Source organism: Parvularcula mediterranea (assembly GCF_013085255.1).
Taxonomy (GTDB): Bacteria; Pseudomonadota; Alphaproteobacteria; order Caulobacterales; family Parvularculaceae; genus Parvularcula; species Parvularcula mediterranea.
In genome coordinates this window covers 55,051-76,679 of the sequence record NZ_JABFCX010000001.1, presented here as the reverse complement: position 1 = coordinate 76,679, position 21,629 = coordinate 55,051, and the positions used below count along the sequence as shown (strand labels likewise).

Annotated in this window: 20 protein-coding genes; 15 read left to right on the top strand and 5 right to left on the bottom strand. The window is 62.8% G+C overall.

Annotation, left to right across the window (positions count from 1 at the left end):
* Positions 1-59: 59 nt before the first annotated feature.
* The 8 genes from HK107_RS00330 (at position 60) to HK107_RS00295 (ending at position 8,500) form a co-directional block, all read left to right on the top strand.
* Complete coding sequence (locus tag HK107_RS00330) at positions 60-1,199, top strand: succinylglutamate desuccinylase/aspartoacylase family protein (protein ID WP_173195676.1); 1,140 nt, start codon at positions 60-62, stop codon at positions 1,197-1,199.
* Positions 1,200-1,261: 62 nt separating this feature from the next.
* Entirely contained in the window at positions 1,262-2,431 is a 1,170-nt protein-coding gene (locus tag HK107_RS00325) for an Nramp family divalent metal transporter (protein WP_173195674.1), read from the top strand.
* Positions 2,428-3,162 (top strand): 5-oxoprolinase subunit PxpA, encoded by a 735-nt coding sequence (pxpA, locus tag HK107_RS00320; protein ID WP_173195672.1) that lies wholly within the window; start codon positions 2,428-2,430, stop codon positions 3,160-3,162. The genes HK107_RS00325 and pxpA overlap by 4 nt, the downstream gene beginning before the upstream one ends.
* A complete protein-coding gene (gene pxpB, locus HK107_RS00315; RefSeq protein WP_173195670.1) occupies positions 3,155-3,781 on the top strand; it encodes a 5-oxoprolinase subunit PxpB in 627 nt (208 codons plus the stop codon). Before pxpA ends, pxpB begins: the two co-directional genes overlap by 8 nt.
* Positions 3,778-4,728, top strand: coding sequence for a 5-oxoprolinase subunit C family protein (locus HK107_RS00310; protein ID WP_173195661.1), 951 nt, complete (start codon positions 3,778-3,780; stop codon positions 4,726-4,728). Before pxpB ends, HK107_RS00310 begins: the two co-directional genes overlap by 4 nt.
* A 97-nt stretch (positions 4,729-4,825) precedes the next feature.
* Entirely contained in the window at positions 4,826-6,322 is a 1,497-nt protein-coding gene (locus HK107_RS00305) for a CoA-acylating methylmalonate-semialdehyde dehydrogenase (RefSeq protein ID WP_173195659.1), read from the top strand.
* Positions 6,323-6,349: 27 nt separating this feature from the next.
* Positions 6,350-7,891 carry an MmgE/PrpD family protein gene (locus HK107_RS00300; RefSeq protein WP_173195657.1) on the top strand — a complete coding sequence of 514 codons (1,542 nt, stop codon included), beginning with the start codon at positions 6,350-6,352 and terminating at the stop codon, positions 7,889-7,891.
* 90 nt (positions 7,892-7,981) lie between these two features.
* Positions 7,982-8,500 carry a DUF421 domain-containing protein gene (locus HK107_RS00295; RefSeq protein ID WP_173195655.1) on the top strand — a complete coding sequence of 173 codons (519 nt, stop codon included), beginning with the start codon at positions 7,982-7,984 and terminating at the stop codon, positions 8,498-8,500.
* Positions 8,501-8,502: 2 nt separating this feature from the next.
* Here HK107_RS00295 and HK107_RS00290 read toward each other — a convergent pair whose 3' ends face one another.
* Entirely contained in the window at positions 8,503-8,835 is a 333-nt protein-coding gene (locus tag HK107_RS00290) for a DUF3140 domain-containing protein (RefSeq protein ID WP_173195653.1), read from the bottom strand.
* Positions 8,836-8,985: 150 nt separating this feature from the next.
* Between HK107_RS00290 and prpB the strand changes: the two genes are divergently transcribed.
* From prpB to HK107_RS00275, 3 genes are read left to right on the top strand one after another with little or no spacing between them, the layout of a single operon-like run.
* Positions 8,986-9,897 carry a methylisocitrate lyase gene (gene prpB, locus HK107_RS00285; RefSeq protein WP_173195651.1) on the top strand — a complete coding sequence of 304 codons (912 nt, stop codon included), beginning with the start codon at positions 8,986-8,988 and terminating at the stop codon, positions 9,895-9,897.
* Between the two features lie 4 nt (positions 9,898-9,901).
* Positions 9,902-10,258, top strand: coding sequence for an antibiotic biosynthesis monooxygenase family protein (locus HK107_RS00280; protein WP_173195649.1), 357 nt, complete (start codon positions 9,902-9,904; stop codon positions 10,256-10,258).
* Positions 10,251-11,411 carry a bifunctional 2-methylcitrate synthase/citrate synthase gene (locus HK107_RS00275; protein WP_173195647.1) on the top strand — a complete coding sequence of 387 codons (1,161 nt, stop codon included), beginning with the start codon at positions 10,251-10,253 and terminating at the stop codon, positions 11,409-11,411. Before HK107_RS00280 ends, HK107_RS00275 begins: the two co-directional genes overlap by 8 nt.
* A 222-nt stretch (positions 11,412-11,633) precedes the next feature.
* Here HK107_RS00275 and HK107_RS15905 read toward each other — a convergent pair whose 3' ends face one another.
* Positions 11,634-14,978 (bottom strand): S41 family peptidase, encoded by a 3,345-nt coding sequence (locus HK107_RS15905; protein ID WP_173195645.1) that lies wholly within the window; start codon positions 14,976-14,978, stop codon positions 11,634-11,636.
* A gap of 107 nt (positions 14,979-15,085) precedes the next feature.
* Positions 15,086-16,063 (bottom strand): radical SAM protein, encoded by a 978-nt coding sequence (locus tag HK107_RS00265; RefSeq protein WP_173195643.1) that lies wholly within the window; start codon positions 16,061-16,063, stop codon positions 15,086-15,088.
* 151 nt (positions 16,064-16,214) lie between these two features.
* Here HK107_RS00265 and HK107_RS00260 point away from each other — a divergent pair, with 151 nt between their 5' ends.
* Genes HK107_RS00260 through HK107_RS00245 form a run of 4 tightly spaced genes read left to right on the top strand, consistent with a single transcriptional unit; the run spans position 16,215 to position 19,610 of the window.
* Positions 16,215-17,267, top strand: a complete 1,053-nt coding sequence (locus HK107_RS00260) for a methyltransferase domain-containing protein (protein ID WP_173195641.1) — start codon at positions 16,215-16,217, stop codon at positions 17,265-17,267.
* Entirely contained in the window at positions 17,267-18,310 is a 1,044-nt protein-coding gene (locus HK107_RS00255) for an SDR family oxidoreductase (RefSeq protein ID WP_173195639.1), read from the top strand. The genes HK107_RS00260 and HK107_RS00255 overlap by 1 nt, the downstream gene beginning before the upstream one ends.
* On the top strand, positions 18,307-18,885 hold the full coding sequence (locus HK107_RS00250) for a TIGR04282 family arsenosugar biosynthesis glycosyltransferase (protein WP_173195637.1): 579 nt from the start codon (positions 18,307-18,309) through the stop codon (positions 18,883-18,885). Before HK107_RS00255 ends, HK107_RS00250 begins: the two co-directional genes overlap by 4 nt.
* Positions 18,882-19,610 (top strand): glycosyltransferase, encoded by a 729-nt coding sequence (locus tag HK107_RS00245; RefSeq protein WP_198912247.1) that lies wholly within the window; start codon positions 18,882-18,884, stop codon positions 19,608-19,610. Before HK107_RS00250 ends, HK107_RS00245 begins: the two co-directional genes overlap by 4 nt.
* On the opposite strand, the gene glpK is transcribed toward HK107_RS00245, so the two are convergent.
* Together glpK and HK107_RS00235 are read right to left on the bottom strand one after the other, a co-directional pair.
* The gene (glpK, locus tag HK107_RS00240; protein ID WP_173195635.1) at positions 19,607-21,100 is read right to left on the bottom strand and encodes a glycerol kinase GlpK; all 1,494 of its coding nucleotides are present in this window, start codon (positions 21,098-21,100) and stop codon (positions 19,607-19,609) included. The two genes, HK107_RS00245 and glpK, sit on opposite strands and share 4 nt — an antisense overlap.
* Before the next feature lie 57 nt (positions 21,101-21,157).
* The gene (locus tag HK107_RS00235; RefSeq protein WP_173195633.1) at positions 21,158-21,529 is read right to left on the bottom strand and encodes a thiol-disulfide oxidoreductase DCC family protein; all 372 of its coding nucleotides are present in this window, start codon (positions 21,527-21,529) and stop codon (positions 21,158-21,160) included.
* Positions 21,530-21,629 lie beyond the last annotated feature (100 nt).

Below are 21,629 nucleotides of genomic sequence, written 5' to 3'. Positions count from 1 at the left end.
GCACTTGCGCGCTAGCTCCCGGTGTGCCCATGCCAGCGCCAGCCACGAAGGAACACGCGATGAGCACTCCATCCCCTGTGAACCGCGAGACCCATGAGCTGCCTTCCTCTGGAGGAAAGAGCTACCCGCCTATCGAGATGTGGCGGTTTGGCGAGCCCGGTGCGCGTCCCAAGGCCTACATCCAGGCGGGGCTCCATGCTGATGAGCTGCCGGGGATGCTGGTGTTGCGGCGCCTGCGCGAGGCGCTGGAGGAGAAGGCGGCGAGGGGCGAGATCCTCGGCGAGATCGTCCTGGTGCCTGTCTGCAATCCGATTGGCCTCAGCCAGACAAAGGGCGGCTATCTTGTGGGCCGGGTGGACGAGGCGACGGACCGTAACTTTAACCGTGGGTACCCTGATCTTTGTGCGCTGGTGCAGGAGAAGGTCTCCGGCAAGCTCGGCGATGACGCGGATGAGAATGTCCGGATCATCAGGAAGGCGATGCGGAAGAAGGTTGCCGCGATCGAGCCTGCCGACGCCTATGAGACGATGCAGAAGGCGCTGTTTCTTGAAAGCTGCGACTCCGACATCGTGCTTGATGTGCATGCTGATAATGAGGCACAGCTTCACCTCTATACTGGCACGGTGAACTGGCCCGACGCTAAGGATCTGGCGGCGGAGCTTGATGCGCGTGCTGTGCTCCTTTCCGATGAGAGCGGCGGTGAGCCTTTTGATGAGTCCAACGGCCATGCTTGGGTGAAGCTAGGGGCGGCGTTCCCGGACAAGCCGATCCTGCAGGCTTGCCTTTCGGCGACGGTGGAGCTGAGGTCCAACAATAGTGTGTCTGCGGAGGATGCGCGGCGTGATGCCTCGGCGCTTTTAAGGTTCCTGACCCGCCGTGGGCTGGTGGCAGGTGAAGAGGGAGCCGTACCGCGGCTGCTCTGTGATGCGCACCCCTTGCGGGCCATGCAGCAGCTTCGTTCGCCTGCGGAGGGTCTGATCGTCTACAAGGCGCGGCTCGGTGATACGGTTCGGACGGGTGATGTCCTGGCTGAGATTGTGCCGCCCCTTGGCGGTGAGCCTTCCGAAGTTCTGGCCGAGACGGACGGCGTGCTCTTCGCCCGGCATGACCAGCGCTGGGCCTGGGAGGGCAAGGTGATCGGCAAGGTCGCGGGGCGCGAGGTGCTTGAAGCGCGCAAGGGCAAGCTGCTCACCGACTGACGCCGTTGCGGCCGCGCGCGGTGGGCCCTAGGCTCGCCCGAGCGTTGCAGCAGGCGGACCCTATGAAGCTGAAGATCGGACCAGGCGCCCTTGTTGCTGCGGCCTTTATCGGGCCGGGCACGGTGACGACCTGCGTTCTCGCTGGGCAGGAGTTTGGGACGTCACTCCTCTGGGTGCTGATCTTTGCGATTGGCGCGACGATCGTGCTGCAGGAAATGGCGGCAAGGCTTGGTGTGGGTGCTCGGCGTGGCCTTGGCGAGGCGATCCGTGAGGGGGTGACGGGGAAAGTTTCACGTGCGGCGGCCTTTGCGTTGGTCGGTGCGGCGATCCTCATCGGCAACGCTGCCTACCAAGGGGGCAATCTGGCGGGCGCGGCTCTTGGGATGGAGGCGCTGGGTTTTGATGCGCGGCGGATTGGTATTGCTGCAATGGCGATTGTCGCAGGGGCGCTGCTTCTTCTTGGAGCCTACCGCCATATTGAACGTGTGCTGATCGGTATTGTGATCCTGATGAGCCTCGCTTTTCTCCTGGCGCTCGGCATCGTCAGGCCCGGGATCGGGGACATTGCGGCAGGCTTGGTGCCAAGAATGCCTGAGGGCAGCCTCCTGATACTGATGGCGCTCATCGGGACGACGATCGTGCCTTACAACCTCTTCCTCCATGCGAGCGCGGCCAAGCGGCGTTGGCAGGGCGAGACAGCCGTGAAAGATGCGCGCGCCGACACGGTGCTGGCGATCCTCTTGGGCGGTGTCGTTTCCGCTTCGATCCTGCTGGTGGCGTCCGTAGGCGGAGGAGAAGGCGGTGCGTCCGGTCTCGTCGTTGCGCTGGAGCCTGCGTTCGGGGCGGGAAGCCGATTTTTGATCGGCGCGGGGCTTCTGGCTGCTGGGCTCAGCTCAGCGATCACAGCGCCCATGGCTGCGGGCTACGTCGCCGCAGAGCTCACAGGGCGTGAGGCGCTGTTCCGGCCTGCAGCGCTCAGCGTGCTGGCGTTTGGGACGGGGGTGGCGATGCTCGGCGCGCGGCCCGAGGCGATCATCGTCCTGGCACAGGCTGCGAATGGGGTGCTGCTGCCGCTGGTGGCAGGGTTTCTCCTTGTCCTAATGAACAGGAAGGCCATTCTTGGTGCGTATACGAATGGCGCAGTTCCCAATGCTCTTGGCGGCGCCGTCTTCCTCCTCACGCTCTTTCTCGGCTTACGCGGTGTGGCGAGGGCGCTGGGCGTCTGGCCATGAAGATTGATCTCAATGCGGACCTTGGCGAGGGCATGCCGTCTGACGCCGCGATGATGCCCTACCTTTCGAGCTGCAACATTGCTTGCGGTGGCCATGCCGGTGATGAGGCCTCCATGCGCGCGGCCCTGCGGCTGGCGAAGGCACACGGTGTCAGTGCGGGCGCACACCCATCCTATCCTGATCACGAGCATTTCGGCCGGAAGAGCATGGCGATGGAGGCGGAGGAGCTTACCCGGACGCTTCGTGAGCAGATCGATTTGTTGCTTGCGCTTGCGAAGGAAGAAGGCGTAGCGCTGACCCACGTGAAGCCTCATGGCGCGCTCTACAATGATGCGGCGAAGGACCGGACGATTGCCGACGCTGTGGTGGCAGCAGTGCCGGAGGGCTTGGCGCTTGTCGGGCTCGCTGGTTCGGCGATGAAGGAGGCCGCGAAGGTCAGAGGGCTCGCCTTCATCCGCGAAGGCTTCGTTGATAGACGGTACACAGATGAAGGCTTCCTTCAGCCGCGAGCAGAAGCTGGCTCGGTTCTCGACGATGCCGACGCGCGGATCGAGCAGGCCGTTGCTCTGGCGCGCGGTGATGCCGTCAAGACAGCAAGCGGGGGCGGGCTCGTGATCTCCGCGCAAACCCTCTGCCTTCATGGCGACACGCCAGGTGCTGCAGAGGCAGCGCGCGCTATCCATGAGGCGTTGACGCGTGCCGGGTTCGCGATTGGCTCGCCGTATGCCTGAATTGGCGCTTGAACGACTATCGGACCGTGCACTGACGGTTTCTGTTGACGGAGCTCAAACCGCACGCGCGCTGGCGGAGCATCTTCGCAGGGACCCGTGGCTGGATGTGGTGGCGGGCCTTGAGAGCGTCGCGGTGCTGTTCGATCCCGCAGGATTGAGCCTAGCGCAGGCCGAGGAGCTGTTGGCCCAGCAGCTCGCTTCTTTCTCTCCGAGTGAGGCACCCCAAGCTGGCGGCGACATCATCATTCCGGTCCGCTACGGCGGAGAGGCGGGGCCTGACCTTGCGGTGGTTGCGGAGCGGGCTGGCGTGGCCGAGGCTGATATCATCGCGATGCACACAAGCTCCGTCTACACTGTTTCCGTCGTGGGTTTCCTTCCCGGCTTCGCCTATCTTGAGGGCCTCAACGAGGCGCTGGCGACACCCCGGCGGGCGCAGCCTCGGCCTCGGGTGGCTGCGGGATCGGTAGGGATTGGCGGAGCGCTGAGCGGGATCTATTCCTTGCCGGGGCCGGGAGGATGGAACATCATCGGCCGAACAGAGCTTACGCTCTTCGATCCGCAAGCGGAGGAGCCTTTTACGCTGAAGGCTGGAATGCGTGTGAGGTTCAAACCCCTATGAGCCTGCGCGTTTTGAAACCGGGGCCACAGAGCATTCTTCAGGCCTATCCGCGCATCGGCTTCCGGCATGTGGGCGTGCCGTGGTCAGGGCCTGCAGACCAGCTGAGCGCTACGCTGGCAAATCATCTGTGCGGGAATGGATTCGGTAATCCTGTTCTTGAAATCCCGATGGGTGGCGCGGCGTTCGAAGCCCAGCAGGATGTGGCGCTCGCTGTGACCGGAGGGCAAGCGGAGTTGGCCGTCGATGGTCAGCCAGCTGGGCTCGGTCAAGCGCTCCTCCTCAAGAAAAACAGTAAGCTGAGCATCGGTTCCGTTTCTGCCGGGTTCCGGGTTTATCTCGCTGTGGCGGGAGGCTTTGAGGCGGCTGAGGTCATGGCTTCAGCGTCCACCTACCTGCCAGCATCGCTCGGCGGGTTCGCGGGGAGGGCGCTGCGGGAAGGCGACGTTCTTGAGGTCGGGTCAAATCAGAGCACGACACGGGACCTTCCATCGGACCTCCTGCCGCGTTTCGCGCAGAGCCATATCATCCGTGTGACCCGCTCGCCGGAGTTCAGTGCGCTCCCGCGCGCGGCCCAACGAGGCTTGTTCAGCAAACCGTTCACGGCCTCGCGGCAGCTCAGCCGGATGGGCGTGCCGCTCGAGGCTGAGGCGCTGGCCCTCGACAGGAGCGAAATCGCTAGCGCGCCCGTTCATCCCGGTACGGTGCAACTGCCGCCATCAGGCCTGCCGATTATCCTTGGCCCGGACGCCCAGACGACCGGCGGCTACCCCCGCGTCCTGTCGGTCATTGCGGCGGACATGCATCGCCTCGGCCAGATCGGCCCCGGCCACCGGGTGCAGTTCTTCGAGCGCACCGAGGAGGAAGCAGAGGCCGACTTCCGCGGTCTCTGCGCGCGCTATGCCGGTGTCCTCACGCCGCGAGAGCTTTCTCCCACTCCCGCCCGCTGAGCTTGCCTAAAGGGCTGCCATTTGGCAGGTGCAGCGCAAACGAGGGCGGCGGCCAAACCCGCATAGACCCTCGCATTTGAGCATTCGGAGGACGCCCATGCGGGAAGTCACACATTTCATCAATGGCGAGCGCGTTTCGGGCACATCGGGCCGCTTCGGCGATATTTTCGACCCCAATTCTGGGCAGGTGCAAGGCAAGGTCGCCCTCGCCACAAGGGGCGAAGTGGAGAAGGCCGTGGCCGCTGCGAAGGCTGCGCTACCTGAATGGTCGGCCACGAACCCCCAGCGCCGGGCGCGGGTCATGTTCAACTTCAAGCGCCTCGTTGAGGAGAATATGGACGAGCTGGCCGAGCTCCTCTCCTCCGAGCACGGGAAGGTGATCTCCGATTCAAAAGGCGATGTGCAACGCGGTCTCGACGTCGTGGAGTTTGCCTGCGGCGTGCCGCATCTCCTGAAAGGTGAGTACACGGAAGGCGCAGGCCCCGGTATCGACGTCTATTCGATGCGCCAGCCCCTCGGCGTGACGGCAGGGATTACGCCCTTCAACTTCCCAGCGATGATCCCCTGCTGGATGTTTGCGGTGTCGATTGCATGCGGCAACACCTTCGTCCTCAAGCCTTCCGAGCGCGATCCTTCGGTGCCCTTGCGGCTCTGTGAGCTGATGATGGAAGCGGGCGCGCCTGCCGGTGTCCTCAACATGGTCAATGGCGACAAGGAAGCGGTCGACGCGATCCTTCAGCACCCTGACATCAAGGGCGTCAGCTTTGTCGGCTCCTCGGACATTGCGCAATATGTCTACACGGAGGGCGGCAAGCACGGGAAGCGCGTTCAGGCCATGGGCGGCGCGAAGAACCACGGCATCATCATGCCCGACGCCGACATGGATCAGGTCGTGAAAGACATTGTCGGCGCGGCCTACGGCTCTGCTGGCGAGCGCTGCATGGCACTCCCCGTCGCTGTGCCTGTGGGCCAGAAGACGGCCGACACCTTTGTCGAAGCGATGATGGATGCGGCGCAGTCCTTGCGCGTCGGTGTCTCCACCGACATGGATGCGCATTATGGTCCGGTCGTCTCGAAAGCGCACCGTGAACGGATCGAAAGCTACATTCAGATGGGCGTCGATGAGGGCGCTGACCTCAAGCTCGATGGGCGAGGCTTCCAGCTTCAGGGGCATGAGGATGGCTATTTCATCGGTCCGTCGCTCTTCGATAACGTCAAGCCTTCGATGAAGTCCTACCAGGACGAGATCTTCGGCCCGGTCCTGCAGGTCGTCCGCGCCGAAAGCCTCGAGGAAGCAGCCCGTCTGCCTTCGGAGCATCAGTACGGGAACGGTGTCGCGATCTTCACCCGCTCCGGCATGGCCGCGCGCGAGTTCGCCTCGAAGGTCAATGTCGGCATGGTCGGCATCAACGTACCGATCCCGGTGCCCGTGAGCTACCACACCTTTGGCGGCTGGAAGCGTTCGGCCTTTGGCGATGTGAACCAGCACGGCCCGGAGGGCGTTCGCTTCTGGACCAAGATCAAGACCGTCACCCAGCGCTGGCCTGATGGCGATATCGGCGACCAGAGCTTCATCATCCCGACGATGCAATAATCACTACACGCACGAAAGAGAACGAACATGGAAATGCACGACGTCCGCGCCCATCCGTCCAAGGATAAACTGCCGCGCGAAGACCAGCTTGCCTGGAAAATGGCCGAAGTGGCCGCCGACCCGGTGGGCATCGACGATGATGTCACGGGCATGATCATCAACCGGATCATCGATAATGCTTCGGTGGCCATCGCCTCGCTCAACCGTGGTCCGATCAAGACAGCACGCGCCCAGGCGAAAGCGCACCTTCGCAATGGCGGCGCGACGCTCTTTGGTCTGCCTACGGATACGCGCGTCTGCGCCGAGTGGGCGGCATGGGCCAACGGCACGGCGGTGCGTGAGCTCGACTTCCACGACACGTTCCTCGCTGCGGATTACTCGCACCCGGGCGACAACATCCCGCCGATCCTCGCCGTTGCTCAGCAGACGGGCAAATCGGGCGATGAGCTCCTGCGCGGCATCGCTACGGGCTATGAGATCCAGGTGAACCTCGTCAAAGGCATTTGCCTCCACGAGCACAAGATCGACCACATCGCCCATATCGGCCCGTCGGCTTCGGCAGGCGTCGGTACGCTCCTCGGCCTCGACAAGGAAGTGATCTTCCAGTCGATCCAGCAGGGCCTCCACACGACGATCAGCACACGTCAGTCGCGCAAGGGCGAGATCTCCTCGTGGAAAGCCTTCGCCCCTGCCTATGCCGGTAAGCAAGCCATCGAAGCTGTTGACCGCTGCATGCGCGGCGAGGGTGCTCCGTCCCCGATCTATGAGGGCGAGGACTCAGTTCTCAGCTTCATCCTCAACGGCCGCACGGCCCGTGACCAGGGCAAGAGCCCTTACGAGCCGACCTATGTCGTGCCGCTGCCCGGCAAGGGCGAAGCCAAGCGCGCCATCATGGATACGTACACGAAGGAACACTCCGCCGAGTACCAGTCCCAGGCACTCATCGACCTCGCCTTCGACATGGGTCCGAAGATCAAGGACGCTGGCGGCTTCGATAACGTCAAGTCGATCGTACTGCACACGTCGCACCACACACACTATGTGATCGGTACGGGTTCTGGCGATCCGCAAAAGATGGATCCGCACGCATCGCGCGAGACCCTCGATCACTCGATCATGTACATCTTCGCCGTCGCGCTTCAGGATGGCGAGTGGCACCATGTTCGTTCGTATGCCCCGGAACGCGCCCAGCGCCGCGACACGGTCCAGCTCTGGCACAAGATCTCCACGACGGAAGATCCTGAGTGGACGCGCCGCTACCACTCGCAGGACCCGAAAGAGAAAGCTTTCGGCGCCAAGGTCGTGGTGACGATGAATGACGGCACGGTCCTCGAGGACGAGAAGGCCCTCGCCAACGCGCACCCCGACGGCGCACGTCCGTTCGAGCGTGAGCAGTACATCAAGAAGTTCGTGACGCTCACAGAGGATATCCTCGACAAGTCGGAAAGCGATCGTTTCCTCGACCTCGTCCAGCGCCTCCCGAACCTCTCGGCGGAAGAAGTCCTGACCCTCAACCCGGTCGCGCCTCAGGGTTATCTTGAGGAGAACGGACTGAAGGGCATCTTCTAAGCCTCAAAAGCATAGACCTGATCAAAGACAGGCGGGAACGTTCGACGTTCCCGCCTGTTTGCGTTCTAGCTCAACAGTGAGAGGGCGGGAATGCCAACAGATGCCATCTTCACAGGCTGGGAGCCTATCTTCCGCACCGTGATGATCGGCGTACTAGGCTATATCGGCATCATCGTCATGTTCAGGGCTTCGGGGAAGCGGACGCTTTCCAAGCTGAACATGTTCGACTTTGTCGTGACCGTGGCGTTCGGGTCGATCCTCGCGGCGATGATGCTGTCCAAGGGGACGCCGCTGCTTCAGGGGCTTGCGGCGATTGGCACGCTGGTGGTGCTGCAGTTCGGCTTCACCTGGCTCGCCAGCCGCTGGGACGGCTTCGATAAGCTTCTGAAGGCGGAGCCTCGGCTCCTTTTCCACGACGGCAAGGAACTCGAGGAAGCGATGAAGAATGAACGCGTCGCTTCGTCCGAGCTCGACAGCGCCCTGAGGGACAGCTCACTCGGCTCGCGCGACGAGGTGGCGGCTATGGTGCTGGAGAGCGATGGAACGATTTCCGTCATCCCCAAGGACAAGGTCGGAGACGGAGCATCCATCCCCGATGCGAGCCAGTAGAATCAATCGTCCTTACAGGGATCGTGACCCCAGTTCATCAGGCTGTAGCGCCAGTCGGAGTTTTCGATGTCGCTCTCGGGCCCCTGCGCCTTGTGGCGTTTGATGTAGCCCACAACCTTGCCCATGTGGTCCCACTGGTCATCGGTCAGGTCGTCCTTATTGGTGCGCTTGATCGTGACGATGCGGCGGCCGGATTTGTGCCCGGTGCTCTCGCCGCTGCCTGAGTCGCCGACGGATTTAGACTCCTCGGTTCCGAGCCACTCCTCGAGCTCCTTGGGCGCCATGTTCACGAGGTCGCGCCACTCGTCCCAGACGGTTTCTCTGTCCTTGCTCACCTTTGCAGCCTCCTCCGGTTTCGCCTTCGCTAACGCCTTGAAACTGCGCGGAGTTCAGGACGGGGTGACGCGGGGGGAAGAGGGGCCTAAGAGGCGCCCAAGATGCAACAGAAACGCCGAAAAGGCGTCCCGCTAGAGGAAAGGACAACCATGCTCTTCACCAAGAAGACAGCTGCGGAAAAGCGCCAGGCGTTCCGCGATATCCTGAATGACGGCAAGCTGCACCAGGTGCCCGGCGCCTTCTCGCCCTTCGTCGCGCAGATGATCGAGCGCAAGGGCTATGACGCCGTCTATATCGGCGGCGCGATGCTGACCGCTGATCTTTGCCTGCCCGATATCGGCATTGCGACGCTGAGCGAGTTTGCCGACCGTGGTGAGCAGATCGCGCGCGTCACCGACCTGCCGGCCTTCATCGACATCGACACAGGCTTCGGTGAGCCGATGAGTGCGGCACGGACCATCCGTATGCTGGAAGAAAAAGGCCTGTCAGGCTGCCACATCGAAGACCAGGTGATGCCCAAGCGCTGCGGCCACCTCGACGGGAAGGAAATCGTCCCCACCGAGGTGATGGTCCAGCGCGTCCGCGCGGCCGTCGATGCGAAGCGCGACAAGAACTTCACTGTCATTGCACGGAGCGACGCGCGCGCCATCGAAGGCCTTGAAGCCTCTATCGACCGCATGAAGGCCTATGTCGATGCGGGCGCGGACATGATCTTCCCCGAGGCGATGAAGTCCGAGAAGGAATTCGAAGCCGTCCGCGAGGCCATCGACGTGCCGATCCTCGCCAACATGACCGAGTTTGGGAAAAGCCGCCTCCTGACGAAAAAGGAGCTTGAGGATCTCGGCTTCAACATCGTCATCTATCCGGTGACGACGTTCCGTCTGGCCATGGGCGAGGTCGAGCGGGGTCTCGACCACCTCCTCGAAGCGGGCGACCAAAACGCGATCCTCGACCGGATGCAGCACCGTAAGACGCTTTACGATTATCTTCGGTACGAAGAATATTCGACCTACGACCAGGCGATCTTCAACTTCGAGGTCGGCGATACGCCGATGGAATAGCGCCATGTTCGCGCGCGGTCTCACGCCCCCCTACTATGCTGTCGTCTTCTCAAGCCGATTGGCAGACGGTGCGGGGTATGCGGAGACTGCGGAGCGGATGGTTGCCTTGGCCAAGACCATGGAAGGCTATCTGGGCGCCGAAAGCGCGAGGTCGCCGGACGGGTTCGGGATCACGGTATCCTACTGGCAAGACGAAGAGGCGATCAGAACCTGGAAACGCCACGCCGAGCATAAAGACGCGCAGGCTGAGGGAATTGATCGCTTCTACGAGCACTATGAACTGCGCGTGGCTAGGGTTTCGCGCGCCTACAGCGGTCCAGAAGGCCGTCGTCTGATTGAAAAGGAAAAGTCCGATGTCTGAAGATGTGAAATACGGTCTCGCCGGAGTTCTGGCCGATGACACCGCCGTTTCGAAAGTGGTGCCTGAGACGAACTCGCTGACCTATCGCGGCTATGCCGTGCAGGATCTTGCGGTGAACGGCAGCTTTGAAGAGACCGCCTACCTCATCTGGAACGGCGAGCTGCCGACGACGGCGCAGCTCGAGGCCTTCCGTGAGAAGGAACGCTCCGAGCGCGGAATTTCGAACGCGACCCATGACATGATCAAGCGCTACAACAAGAACGCGCACCCGATGGACATGGTCCGCACCTCGCTGAGCTTTGCTGGTCAGGAAGATGAGCAGGCCAATGTTGGCTCCGGTATGACGGCTGAAGGCTTCGACCGCCAGGGCCTCTATGACCTCGCCGTCCGCATGTATGCGCGCCTGCCTGAGATGGTGGCCGCTGAGTTCCGCCACCGTGAAGGCAAGGGGCCGATTGATCCGGACCCGTCGCTGACCTGGTCGGAAAACTTCTTCAACATGTGCTTTGGCGAAGTGCCTGCGCCTGAAGTCGTGAAGTGCTTCGACGTTTCGATGGTTCTTTACGCTGAGCATTCGTTCAACGCCTCGACGTTTGCTGCGCGCGTGATCGCTTCGACCACTTCCGATATGTACTCCGCGGCCGTCGGCGGCATCGGCGCGCTCAAGGGCCCGCTCCATGGCGGTGCTAATGAAGCCGTGATGCACATGCTGAAAGAGGTTGGTGAACCTTCGAACGCCAAAGAGTGGATGCTCGACGCGCTGGCGACCAAGAAGAAGATCATGGGCTTTGGCCACCGGGTCTATCGCTCGGGCGACAGCCGCGTTCCGACGATGACGGACTATTTCAAGAAGATGGTCGAAGTCACGGACACGGACGAAGCGAAGAAATACTGGGAGATGAGCCGCATCCTCGACGACACCATGGTCGAGGCGAAGGGCATCTATCCGAACCTCGACTTCCCGGCGGGCCCTGCCTACTACCTTATGGGCTTCCCGATCCCGATGTTCACGCCGCTCTTTGTCATGAGCCGCATCACCGGCTGGACGGCTCACGTGATCGAGCAGCTTGAGAACAACAAGCTGATCCGTCCGCTGAGCGCCTATACCGGTGAGACTCAGCGCGAGTTCGTGCCGATCGACCAGCGCGGCTGAGGCCGGGCTTCAGATCAAGGAAAAGGGCGGCTCAGGCCGCCCTTTTTTGTTGCTTTGGTTCTGCCGTCTTCCCGGAATTCGCACCGCGAATATCCGGGATCCATGGACCAGGCATCTTAGCCGTTTCGGCGGTTCGAACGTCAGTCCATAGGTCCCGGATAGCGCTTACAGCGCTTCCGGGAGAGCGGGGAGGAGGGGGTCGTGCCCTTCCTCCCGAAGCTCTTACTGACCAAGCTCCGTCGGATAAGCCGGGGCCTCGTCCGGGACCGGATCATCCCAGCCTTCGAGGTCTTCGAGCACTTTCTCGATCGCCGCTTCGAGCTGGCTGTCGGTCCCCTCGTTGGTGGCGATCGGGTTGAGCTTCACCTCGATGTCGGGCGCGACGCCTTCATTCTCCACCGACCATTCGTAGTCCGTGTCATAGAAGCGGAAGAACGGCACCGTCAGGAAGCCGCCGTCGATGAGCGAGGGGTTCGCGGAGATGCCGATCAGGCCGCCCCAGGTTCTCGTGCCCATCAGTGTACCGAGCTCTTCCTCACGGAAAGCGTAAGGCAGGAAGTCACCGCCCGAGCCTGCGTCCTGGTCGATCAGCATGACCTTCGGCCCGTAATGGGCACCGCCTGGCGTGTTGAAGGTCTTCCCGTACCGGTCTTTCCATCCTGAGAGGTAGGAGCGGCCGAGGACGTCCGTCACATAGTTCGCAGCCTGACCACCGCCGTTCGAGCGTTCGTCGATGATCATGCCGTCGCGGTCGGCTTGCGGGAAGAACATGCGGTTGAAGAAGGTGTAGCCCGCACCCGCCGTATTCGGAAGATAGACGTAACCGACACGGCCGTCGGTCGCCTCGTCCACCCGCTTGCGGTTCTCCTCGACCCAGTTCCAGAGGCGCATGGCGAACTCGCTGCCGCCTGGCTTGACGGTCACGGCACGCAAGCCCCGGCCATCGGCGCTGTCTGCAACACCGAGCGTCACCTGCTGGCCTGTGAGCCCCTGGAGGTGCTGGAAGAGGTTGCCCTCGTCACCGATCGGCATGCCGTTGACGGTGAGGATGTAGTCACCCTCTTCGACATCGAGACCCGGCTCGGAGAGCGGACCCATGACGAAGGGGTTCCAGAGCTCGCCCGTGTAGATTTTCTCGATACGGACGGCACCGTTCCTGACCGAAAGGTCAGCACCGAGAAGTCCGACGCCTGAGCTGTCAGGACGCGGAATGTCGCCGCCGCCGACGCGGTTATGACCGGCCTGCATCTCCGCAATCATCAGGGAGAGGACCGTGTTGAGGTCCGCGCGCCTGCCGACATGTTCGAGGAGCGGGCGATACTTCTCAGCGGTCGCTTCCCAGTCGAGCCCGTGCATGTCGGGGTCGTAGAAATAGGCCGCCTCCATCCGCACGACGTCGGAGAAGATCTGCGCCCACTCTTCCTTCGGGTCGACCATCACGCGGAGGCCCGACTGGTCGAGAGGCTTGATGTCCGAGCCGCCCGATGCGCCGAAGAAGAGGGCGCCGCCCGGCTTCACGGCGAGCATCTGCTTGCCATCGCCCGACAGGGTAAAGCCCGTCACGCCGCTCGCGACTTCGCTGGCCTTCTTGTCCTTCATGGACCAGCGCATCAGCTTGAAGTTCTGGCCGAAGGGTGTGCCCGGAGGATTGGTCGCAATGCCCGGCTGCTCGCCCATCAGGTAGAGGAGATCGCCGGCGTCGGTGACTTCGAGGCCGTAATAGGAGGCTTCGGGGACGGGGAGGGCGACGATGCGGTTGATAAGATCATCCGTATCGAGATCGGTCTTCTTGTCGTCCTTCTTCTCGTCGCTGCTTTCAGCGTCCTCGTCTTTCTTCTCCGCCTTGGCAGGCTCGTCGCCCTTGCCGTCCATGACAGGGGACATGCCCTCGTCGGAGAGAACGGCGACGTAGATGCCTGCGCGGTAGGGCTTCTCCTGGCTCGACAGGTCGAGGCCGACCTGCGTGGGGCCAGAGTTGGTCGAGGCCGTGAAGTAGAGATACTTGCCGTCGGGGCTGAACGCCGGAGAGCCTGCGTCGGCCATGCCGTCGGACAGGGTCACCCGGCGACGACCATTCGTGCTCAGATCAATGAGCTCGATGTCCTGCATGAAGTTCGCCTTCTCGATCGCGGCAGCGAGCCAGCGGCCATCGGGCGATATCGAGACCGAGTGGCCTGCGCGCCGCTCATGGGTCGCAAGGGTCGAGATGTCGCCGCTATCGAGATCGATCATCCTGAGACGGAGCTTTTCGTCTTGATAGACGATCTTGTCACCTTCAGGCGTGAAGGCGAGGATGGAGTTGAAGCCTTCGCCAAGATCGAAGCTCTTCTCTTCCGCGGGGTCGCCATCGATCAGCTTGCGGATGAAGGCGATGCCGTCCTTGAGGCCCGGGCTCTCCGCTTCGCCATCATAGAGCTGGCTGCGGATCACGAGCATCTGCGTCTCGCCGTCATCGTGGATGTAGGCGACCTGCTGGCCATCGGGGGACCAGGTGCCAGTATAGGCACGGTCGCCGCCTTCTGGCGTCAGGTTTCTCGGCGAACCTTCGTCGGTGGGGATGGTGAAGACATCGCCCCGGGCCGTGATGACCGCGCGCTTGCCGGTCTGGGAGAGGCCAATGCTATCGATGTTGCGCGATGCGTTCTTGAAGCCCGGCTGCAGCTCGGGAAGATCAGCATTGAGCGTAATTTCGAGCGCTGCGACCTCGCCTGTGTCGAGATCCAGCATCTTGAGGCGGCCACCGGACTCATAGATCAGGTCCGCGCCGTGAAGGTCAGCTGCGATAGCATCCCATTCATCTTCATCCGTGAGCTGCTCGATTTCCTCGCTTTCGGCGGACCAGCGGTAGACGTTGAAGCGCTCATTCTCTCCACGATCGGAGAGGAAGACCACATCGTCGCCGTCGAACATCGGGAAGATGTCGGAAACCCGGTCACCGGGGATGCGGGTCAGCTCACCGGCTTCGGTGTCCATGACCATGATCGAAGGCGTCGTGCCGCCGCGGTAGCCGAACCAGCCTGACGAGCCGCCGAAGAGCGCATTGTTGGCCGGGCCATAGTCGATATAGGCGAGGGTTTCGCCGTCCTCGTGCCAGTCGCCCATGTAGTAGCGGGCGTCCATCATCTTCTCGGGCATCCCGCCATCGGGGCTCACGTGGAAGAGCTGGTCCGAGCGGCCGTGGTTGGTCTCGCGGGACGAGGCAAAGGCGATCATCTCGCCATCGGCGGACCAGCCACGGACGTCATCGCCGCCGGGGTGCCAGGTCAGCTGCTTCGGCACGCCGCCATCGGCATCGACCACGAAGACGTCCCAGTTGCCGTTGTAGTTCGCCGTGAAGGCCACCTTCGAGCCGTCGGGGGAGAAGTGCGGCGCCTTCTCATCGCCCATGGCCGAAGTCAGGCGGCGGGCATCGCTGCCATCTTTAGCGGCGGTCCAGATGTCGCCAGCATAGGTGAAGGCAATGCGGTCTTCGCTGATCGCGGGATCGCCCAGCAGAAGGGTCTCGGCGGAAGCCGTGCTCGCCAGGAGGCTGAGCGCAAGAGCAGAGCTCGTCAGGGTTTTCGTCACCGGGGGTCCTCGTTTCTTATTGTGATACTGAGAAACGATATGACCCCTCAGCGGCCGAGAGCAACCGCCGGACTGCTTATCCTTTTCCTATTCCCGGCTTACGCGAACTAGGCGGAACAGCTCGCGCCTCCGAGGACGCAGAACCTTGAGCAATGGGGGTGGTTGAGCTTTACCGCCTGGGACGCCTCGGTGAGGGTCTCGCCCATGTCGAACTGGGGGTCGTAGGGCAGGAGGGTGCAGGCCGCGACGCGCGGGGTCGCTTCGCCCTTGCGCTTGACCACCATGCGGCTGGTCGAGCACATGACGGCGGTCTTCTGCATGCTGAGGATACCCCAGCATTCCTCGGTGATCTCCGGCGTGTCGAGGCTTTCGTCCATCTCTGGGAAGACGACGAGGCGTTCGGGGTCGGAGAGGTCGAGGACAATGCCGATGGCCTTCAGGAGCCGGTCATAGCCGTCGCGCGCTTCCTCCATCGTTTCGGTGGGGAGCTGGCGACCAGCGACCGCGACGCGGAAGCCATTGTCATGGAGCCAGAGAAGCCCATCGATCGCCTTATCCCAGGTATCCTGACCGCGCTCGGCCTCGTGGGCCTCCTTGGTGTGGTGATCGAGGCTGACGCGCATCAGGAGCTTGCCTGAATGCCTGTCGGCGATGGCCTTCAGCTGCTCTTCGAAACGCCGCATCGGGCGCATGGCGTTGGAGAGGACCAGCACTTCGAAGCCGCGCTCGAGGCACATCTCCATGATCGGCACCATGTCGCGGTTCATGAAGGGCTCACCGCCGGTGAAGCCGATCTGCCGCGTGCCGATCTCTTCCCGCTCGATCTCATCGAGATAGGCCTCGACTTCCGCCTTGGTGATGTAGACGAGGGCGTCGTTGGTCGGAGAGCTCTCGATATAGCAGGTCGCGCAGGCGAGGTTGCAGAGGGTGCCTGTGTTGAACCACAGCGTGTCGAGGCCCGATAGAGGAACGAAAGCGCGGCGCGAGCCGTCGCCGGTCCTGACGGGATCGGCAAACTTGCCTTCGCCGAGGCTATCGCCGTCGCGCTTGAAGGGCGACTGGGCGGGATCGGGGAACTGCACCATGGAAACCTGTTCGCGCCTTCTCGCGCGGGAGTTACGACCTAGACGGTAACTTTTGGCCACTCCGGAGCGAAGCTGTCAATCAACGTGACATCGGCGTCACATTGCTTCAGGAGATGCCGAAACGGCGATCGACGGTACCGGGAACCATCAGATGAATATCGAGAATTCGCAGCTTTACTATGGCAAGGTCCTTCAGGGTTCGGAGGATCTGCGCACCGATGCCTGCTGCACCACCGAAGCCCCGCCGCTTGAGATCCGTCAGGCGCTCTCGAACGTCCATGACGAGGTCACGGGCCGTTATTACGGCTGTGGGCTTGTCGCTCCCGAATGCCTCGAAGGGGCCGCCATCCTCGACCTCGGCTCTGGCTCTGGCCAAGACGCCTATGTCCTTTCGCAGCTTGTCGGCCCCAAGGGCCGCATCGTCGGCGTTGACGCGACGCCTGAGCAGCTCGAAGTCGCGAACCGCCATAAAGATTGGCATGCGGAGCGCTTTGGCTTTGCCAATGTCGAGTTCATGGAAGGCGATATCGAAAAGCTCGATGAGCTGGACCTTGAGCCCGGCAGCTTCGATATCATCGTCTCGAACTGCGTCATCAACCTCGTGCAGGACAAGCGCGCCGTGTTCGAGCAGGCCCATCGCCTCCTGAAAGAGGGTGGCGAGATCTACTTCTCCGACGTCTATGGCGACCGCCGCGTGCCTGAGGAGCTGCAGCGCGATCCTGTCCTGCATGGCGAATGCATCTCCGGTGCGCTGTACTGGGGCGATTTCGACCGCATCACACGGGAGTGCGGCTTTGCCGATCCGCGTCTTGTCCACGACCGCCCGCTGGTCATTGGCGATCCGCAGCAGCTCGCCAAGGTGCAGGGCTACAACTTCTTCTCCGCGACCTACCGCTTGTTCAAGCTGGCGGGGCTCGAGCCACGTTGCGAGGACTACGGACAGGCTGTCATCTACCGGGGCACGATCCCGGGGATGGAGGACGCCTTCGCTCTCGACAATCACCACCTGATCCAGAAGGGCCGCGTCTTCCCGGTCTGCGGCAACACGTTCCTCATGCTGAAGGATACGCGGTTTGCGGAGCATTTCGAGTTCATTGGTGATTTCTCCACCCATTACGGCATCTTCAAGGGCTGCGGTATCGAGATGCCCTATGGCAGCGCCGTGAAGCCTGACGCCGAGGCGACTTCGGGCGCCTGCTGCTAATGGCCTCTGGCAGGGTCCTCGTCACGGGCTCCGCCGGGCTTCTCGGCGGGGAAATATGCGGCAGGCTGACGGATAAGGGTTACGAGGTCATCGGCCTCGTTAACCGCAACCCCGATATCCTGAGGAATGATGGGCGCACCGTGCCCGTCCTGCGGGCGGTTCAGGGCGACATCACCAAGGAAAGCTTTGGGCTCTCCGAGGCTGAGTGGCAGGCGCTGGCGGAAGAAGCGGACACGATCGTCCATTGCGCCGCAGTCACCGATTTCGTCGATGAGAATGACCTCCACCGCGCGGTCAATGTTGAGGGCACGAAGAATGTCCTTGCGCTGACGAAGCTTGCCGGCGCAAAGCTCGTCCACATCTCCACCGCCTATATCGCTGGCGACCGCGAAGGCACGCTCCTCGAGACAGAGTTCGACGAAGGCCAGGGCTTCACCAACGGCTATGAGTCAACCAAGCTCCGCGCCGAACGCCTCGTTCGTGACAGCGACGTGCGCTTCGCCATCGCGCGGCCCGGCATCGTCCTTGGCGATCACCAAGAAGGACGCACCCGGAGCTTCGATACGATCTACCCGATCCTGAAAGTCTTTGCGGAAGGCTGGGTCAGGACGATGCCCGCCGCGCCCCACGCGACCCTCGACCTCGTGCCGATCGACCATGTCTGCCGGGGGATCATCGCGATGGTGGAGCGGTTCGATGAGGCGGAGGGCAAGGTCTTCCACCTCGTCTCGGGCAGGCCGACGCCCTTGCGCGCGTTCCCCGAGACGCTCGCCAAGTTCGAGGGGCTGTCCTCGCCCGACTGGGTGGACCCCGAGAGCTTCGACATGGCATCGCTCAGGCCATCGGAGCGCCGGTTCTTCCAGCGCGGCGCTGAAGTCTATGCCCGCTATTTCACCCGCAACCCTCAGTATGACGACAGTCAGTACCGCGCGTTTTCTGGCGAGGCTTGTCCGCCCTGCGACGAGGCATGGTGGGAGCGGATCACCGCCTACTGCATCGAAGCGGGCTTCATCAAGCCGAGAAAGAAACGCGGCGCAGCATGACCGCCCGCATCGTCATCCTCGCGCGCTTTCCCGTGGCGGGGCAGTGCAAGACCCGGCTCATCCCCGCGCTGGGACCAGAAGGCGCAGCGGAGATGCACCGGAAGCTGGCCGAGCTGACGGTGGCCCGCGTACGGGAAAGCGGCCTGCCCTTCACCCTGTGGGGCACGGGCGCAGACGAAGATGCGTTCACGGAGTGGCTGGGGCCTCTTGATTTCCAGGAGCAGCCGGCCGGCGATCTCGGCGAGCGTCTCGCCCTCGCCAGCGACCCCGCACCCGTCATCTTTCTCGGTACGGATTGCCCGGACCTTTCGCCCTCAAGCCTCCGCAAGGCGGGGATGGCCTCAGCCGAAGGCCGCTACGCCATCGGCCCGGCCCATGATGGCGGTTACTGGACCCTCGCGATTCCGGAGAAGGCCGACTGGCTCTTCACCGACATGCCGTGGGGTACTGAGCGCGTTTACGGCGAGACGGTGGAGCGCATGAAGGCGAAGGGGATCGAGCCGGAAGTCCTCGAAACCCTCCACGATGTCGACCGTCCCGAAGACCTCGAGCGCTGGCCGGACCTTACCCAGTGAGCGCGCTGACCATCGTCATCCCGGCGCTCGATGAAGAAAAAGCGCTGCCGCGCACCATCCGTAACATCGCCGCGCTCGATCCGCAGCCTGACGAAGTGATCCTGGTCGATGGCGGCAGCACCGACCGGACCCGTGAGATCGCCTCCGAGGCGGGCTTCAAGGTCATCGAGCAGGACCCTAAGGGCCGCGCGCGCCAGATCAACCGAGGCGTTGCCGAAGCGCAAGGTCCGCTCGTCATGGTCCTCCATGCGGACACCATGCTTCCCGAGGATGCCTGCAAGGTCGTCCGTGAGGTGATGGAAGAGCCGAGGACCGTGCTCGCAGGTTTCACCGCGATTCTCGAAGGCGATCGTCAGACCCGGTGGATCACGTCGCTCCATAACTGGGCCAAGACCTGGTACGCGCCGCTTTTGTTCCGCCCCCACCTTTTCTTCAGAGGATGCAGGCTGCTCTTCGGCGACCATGCCATGTTCTTCCGCAAGACAGACTTTGAGGCGGTTGGCGGCTGTGATCCTGAGATGATGGTAATGGAGGAGGCCGACCTCTGCGTGAAGATGACGGCGCTCGGCCGTGTACGGCTCATCGACCGTCTGGTGCGGACGGATGATCGCCGGGTTGCCGCCTGGGGCGGGCTCAAGGCCAATCTCGTCTATGCCAATGTCGGCATCCGCTGGGGCTTCGGCGCAAGGAAGCGCCTCGGCGACAAGTACCCCGACGTCCGCTAACCCGCTTCAGCGACGCTCAACACAGCCTGCACACAAGCCTTCCAGCGCTTGAGCCGCCGCGCGCGCTCCTCTTGTGGCATCTGAGGCTCGAAACGCCGGTCCCGCTCGGCGTTCTGGCGCACATCGTTCAGAGAACTGAAGACCCCAGCCTGAAGAAAAGCGAGATAGGCCGCGCCAAGGGCCGTCGTCTCCAGCACCTTTGGCCTATCAATCGGCAGGCTGAGGATATCAGAAAGTCTCTGAGCGAACCAATCATTCGCCGCCATGCCGCCATCGACACTGATCGCCTGACAGTCGAGGCCGTCATTCTTCATCGCTTCGATCAGGTCCTGCGTCTGATAGACCACGCCCTCAAGCGCAGCACGCGCCATTTCGTCCGGACCCGTCGCTCTCGTCATGCCGAAGACTGCCGCGCGCGCATCAGGGGACCAGTGCGGTGCGCCCATCCCTGCGAAGGCGGGCACCATGACCACGTCCGCATCGGCCTGCGCCCTCGCGGCCCGCTCCGCCGTCTCCGCAGCGTTCTTGAGAAGCCGCATCTCGTCCCGCAGCCACTGGACGGCAGCGCCAGCGATGAAGATCGAGCCTTCCATGGCGAAGGTCGGCTTGCCGCCCACCCGGTAGGCAACGGTCGTCAAAAGTCTGTTCTCGGACTTCTTGATCTCGTCACCCGTATTGACCAGCACGAAGCAACCCGTGCCGTAGGTCGACTTCATCTCGCCAGGTTCGAAGCAGGCCTGGCCCACCGTCGCGCCCTGCTGGTCACCGACCACGGAGAGGATAGGCAGCGCCTCACCGAAATGCTCCGCCTGCGTCATGCCAAAATCGTCGGCGCTGTCCTTGACGTCCGGCAGCACCCCGCGAGGAACATCGAACAGCTTGAGGAGGTCCTGATCCCAGTCCTGGGCATCGAGACCGAAGAGGCTCGTCCGGCAGGCATTGGTCGCGTCCGTTGCATGCACCTCGCCGCCCGTGAGGTTCCAGAGGAGCCAGCTGTCCACCGTACCAGCCGCCAGCTCGCCAGCCTCGGCACGCGCCCTCGCGCCGTCGACATTGGAGAGGATCCAGTTCAGTTTCGATGCGGAGAAATAGGGATCCAGGAGCAGACCCGCCCGGTCCTGCACCAATGCCTCATGTCCGGCCTCGGAGAGCGCGCGGCAGAACTGCGCCGTTCTGCGGTCCTGCCAGACGATGGCGTTATGGATCGGCTTCCCGGTCTTCCGGTCCCAGACGATAATCGTCTCGCGCTGATTGGTAATCCCTATACCGAGGATCTTGTGCCCGGCGCTCACCGCCTCGCGATAAGCCGCCTGTGCCGTCGCCAGCACGCTTGACCAAATCGCTTGGGGGTCATGCTCGACCATGCCTTCGCCGGGGTAGAGCTGCTCGAATTCCTGCTGCGCGGTCGCGAGGATTTCACCCTTGGGAGAGAAGACGATGGCGCGTGAAGACGTGGTACCCTGATCAATAGCGAGAATGGCGTCGGACATGGCTTCCTTCCGTGGGCAAAGGCTTTTCTCGCCTTGTTCCACAGATCGGCGCCTGCGTCACCGCCCGGGGGCAGGGGCTCCGGCGAGGCGCTGGAGGAACGGCCGGACCTTGAGGAAGCCGGCGTAGAAGACGTTGAGGACCGCGCGGCTCGGTGCGAAGCGGCCAACGGGGCCCATGAATCCGAGACCCGGGACACGCGCGTAGGCTTCTGTGAAAGCGCGCGCTCCGTCGACGACCTCGCCGCTGGGCAACCTCGCGTGGAACCGCGCGAGCAATGCATCGCGGCTGATCGGGCAGCTCACCGGCTGATCGGGATCGGCGACGTTTTCGAACGCAATGCGGTCCCGCCTATCGAGCTTCTCAAGAAGCGCGATCTCCCGCACGCAGAGGGGGCAGGCGCCATCATAGAAGACCGTCAGTTTGTCCATGACCTTTATCTAAGCACTATGTTGTGGAGCGCCATGCGGCACGCGCCCGCGTTCCTCAGCGCCCCTGGAAGGCAGGCTGCTCTTTGCTCCGAGAGGCCCT